The 3,621-nt window shown below is 71.6% G+C and carries 3 protein-coding genes; all 3 read left to right on the top strand.

The genetic code is table 11. From position 1 onward, the window contains the following. Window positions 1–1,663: helix-turn-helix transcriptional regulator (locus ABZ914_RS48510; RefSeq protein ID WP_500201379.1), on the top strand; the 1,663-nt coding region annotated here is incomplete at its 5' end. 121 nt (window positions 1,664–1,784) lie between these two features. Next, a complete protein-coding gene (locus tag ABZ914_RS48505) occupies window positions 1,785–2,609 on the top strand; it encodes an alpha/beta fold hydrolase (RefSeq protein WP_500201378.1) in 825 nt (274 codons plus the stop codon). A gap of 133 nt (window positions 2,610–2,742) precedes the next feature. Further along, on the top strand, window positions 2,743–3,576 hold the full coding sequence (locus ABZ914_RS48500) for an alpha/beta fold hydrolase (protein WP_500201377.1): 834 nt from the start codon (window positions 2,743–2,745) through the stop codon (window positions 3,574–3,576). The last annotated feature ends 45 nt before the right edge of the window (window positions 3,577–3,621 follow it).

Below are 3,621 nucleotides of genomic sequence, written 5' to 3'. Positions count from 1 at the left end.
CGCGCTCGCCGAGGCCGTCGCGGCGCTGCGGCGGGCCGCCGCCCTCTCCCCCGCCGCGGGCGAGGCGGGGCGCCGGCTCGCGGCCGCCGCGGAGATCGCTCGCCAGGCCGGTGCGGTGGGCGACAGCGCGCTGCTCGTCCGCCAGGCCCGGCCGCTCGCGACCGACCCGGCCGTCCTCGCTGACTTGGCGCTCACCCAGGTGGCGCTGACCAGCACCGCGGCCGTCCCCGGGCACACCATCGACGATCTGCTGGACCTGGTCGACCGGCTGGCCGGCCCGCACGGTGACGCCAACGGGGTGCAGCGGCTGCGCGTGCTGGCCACGGCGGCTTGCGGGCAGTGGGTGTACGTGCTTCCGGACGACCAGCGGGAGCGGCTTCGGCAGGCGGTGGACGCGGCCGATGACGGGAACGGCGGTCTCCTCGCCCTCATGGGCAGGGTGCTGCTCCACCCGGCCGAGAACGCGTCCCAGGCCCGGCCCCACCTGCCTGGATTGTCGGGTTTCATCCAGGACACCTACCTGGTGGACGAGACCGACCGGCCCAGCCGACCACAGATCATCGTCGGTGTGGGGTTCATGACCGAGGCCCTGCACGACCTGTCGACCGCCTTGGACACCTGGAGCATGGGGGTCGACCATTTTCACCGCGCCAGCGCCGCGGGCGACGAGTCGTGGATGCTGCGCGAGCGAGGTCTGGTGCGGGTCTGTTCCGGGCAGTTGCAGGAGGGGCTGGCCGACGCGGAGTTGGGCCTGCGGATCAGCACGGACCTTGGACTGCGGATCGGCGCAGCGGACGCCGCCACCACCACGGCCCGCGCCTACGCCTGGCTTGGCGACGACACCCGCGCGCTCGCCGCGGTCAGCCAGAGCCGGGAACTGCTCGGCTCCGACGACGTCGTGGTGATCAAGGCTCGGGCGAGCTGGGCGGCCGGCCTGGTCGCCCTGGGCGGGCACCGTTACGAGGACGCGTGGATCGCCTTGAACGCCGTGCAGGCGCACCCCACCACCGGCCTCTGGGCGATCGCCGACCTGACCGAGGCCGCGGTGCGCACGGGCCGTGCCGAGCAGGTGGCGCCACTGCTGGCGCGAGCGTCCGCGCAGGCCGCGGCCTTCCGCAGCCCGTACCTGGACAACCTGGTGCGGAGGGGCCTGGCGCAGGTCGCGTCCGGCGCCGATGCCGCAGAGCACTTCGAGGCGGCGCTGGCGACCGCCGACGAGAATCCGAGCCCTCTCGAGTTGGCGCGCACGCGCCTCGCCTACGGTGAGTGGCTTCGCCGCCAACGGCGCATCATCGACGCCCGCGGGCACCTCGGCGCCGCCTTGCGGGTGTTCGACGCCGCAGGCGCCGGCCCGTGGGCCGAACGCGCCACGACCGAACTGCGCGCAGCCGGGATCGCGACCGTCCGGCCGCCCGCCACGCCGGGCGCGACCAAGACGACGCCCGCCCACCGGAGAGCACCCGGCCCGGCGGCGGTCCTCACCGCCCAGGAACTGCAGATAGCCCGGCTGGCCGCCGCCGGGCTGACCAACCGGGAGATCGCCGACCGGATCTACCTGTCCCCCCGTACGATCGCGACCCACCTGTACAAGGCCTTCCCGAAGCTGGGAATCAGCAACCGGACCCAACTGCGCGCCGCGCTGGAGCCGGACGCCTCCGTCTGAGACCGAGGAGCCTGCGGCTCGGTCAGTCATTCGTCGGATGCCTCGCCGGCGTTCCCATGACGAACATGGACGGCGGCCGGCAACGCGTCGGGCACACCGATCCGGAATCGAGGGACCCCAGATGGCCACGTTCACCACGAAGGACGGCACACAGATCTTCTACAAGGACTGGGGCGCCGGCAGGCCGGTCGTCTTCAGTCACGGCTGGCCCCTGAACGCCGACGCATGGGACGGCCAGCTCAAGCTGGTCGCCGACAACGGCTATCGCGGCGTCGCCCACGATCGCCGCGGGCACGGTCGCTCGGCACAGCCGTGGAACGGCAACGACATGGACACCTATGCCGACGACCTCGCGGAACTGCTGGAGACCCTCGACCTGCGGAACGCGGTGCTGGTCGGCCACTCCACCGGCGGCGGCGAGGTGACCCGCTACATCGGTCGGCACGGCACCGACCGGGTGTCGAAGGTCGTCCTGCTCGGCGCCGTCCCGCCGATCATGCTGCGGTCGCCGGACAACCCCGAGGGCACGCCGCTGGCCGCCTTCGACGAGATCCGGGCCGGCGTCGCCACCGACCGCTCGCAGTACTACAAGGACCTGAGCATGCCGTTCTACGGCGCCAACCGCGCCGGCTCGACGATCTCCGAAGGCGTCCGCGAAGCGTTCTGGCTGCTGAGCATGCAGGTCGGCGTCAAGGCGGCGTACGACTGCATCCACGAGTTCTCCGAGAGCGACTTCCACGCCGACCTCGCGAAGATCGACGTCCCCGCCCTCGTGATCCACGGCGACGACGACCAGATCGTCCCCATCGCCGCCTCCGCCATCAAGACCGCCGAACTGGTCAAGGACGCCCACCTCAAGGTGTACGAAGGCGCACCGCACGGCATCGTCGGCAGCGCCTACGAAGCCCGGTTCAACGCCGACCTGCTGCGCTTCATAGCGTCCTGACCCCTCGTACGGAGGTCCGCCCAGGTGCCATCCGACCCGGACGGCCCGCTGCGAGGGCGTCCGCCGTACCGGCCGCAGAGCCCCCACCGTACCGGCGCATCGTGGCCGGTCCATCGTCGCAAGGAGTAGAAACATGTCCACTTACCTGGCCGATCAGGCCGAGACCCGGTTCGTCGACGGACCGGAGGGCGAGCGGTTCGCCTACCGGCGCTTCGGGCCGGTAGGCACGGTGCCGCTCGTCCTGCTGATGCGGCTGCGCGGCACCATGGACCACTGGGACCCGGCGCTGCTCGACCGCCTGGCGGCCGACCGCGAGGTCATCATCTTCGACAACCGCGGCACCAGCGCCTCGACCGGCACCGTTCCGAACACCATCGAGGGCCTCGCCGACGGCGCGATCGCCTTCATTCGTTCGATCGGGACGCCCCAGGTCGATGTGCTCGGCTGGTCAATGGGCGGAATCGTCGCCCAGGGCGTCGCCCTTCGCGCGCCGGACCTCGTCCGCCGCCTGATCGTGGCCGGCAGCTCGGCCGGCGGCGTGCCCGATCTTCCGGAACCGCCCGCCAGGGTCAACGAGGTGCTCGCGCACGAGGTGAACACGGACGAGGACTACCTCTACCTCTTCTTCCCCGAAACGGAAGAAGCACGGGCCGCGGGGGTCGCTTCGCTGCGCAGGATCGACCGGCGGCTGACCGAGTCGAAGGCGCAGGTTCAGCTCGAGACGTACCGCGCCCAGCTGACCGCCATCGGCGGCTTCGCAGGGTTCTGGGATCGCCAGCAGGACCTGACGCTGCCGGTACTGGTCGCGAACGGCGCCCACGATGTCATGATCCACTCCTACGCCACGTACGCGATGTCGCAGCGGCTGCCGAACGCGAAGATCGTGCTCTACAGCGATGCCGGGCACGGCTTCCTGTTCCAGCACGTCGAGGACTTCGCGGTCGAGGTCGGACGATTCCTCGCTTGATCCGGCGACGATCCTCCCCTCCGGCGGCGAGCGCGCCGCCGGAGG

Origin of the sequence: Spirillospora sp. NPDC046719, from assembly GCF_040645715.1 — a bacterium.
In the GTDB taxonomy this organism is placed as follows: Bacteria; Actinomycetota; Actinomycetes; order Streptosporangiales; family Streptosporangiaceae; genus Spirillospora.
This window is presented reverse-complemented; position numbering and strand designations above follow the sequence as displayed.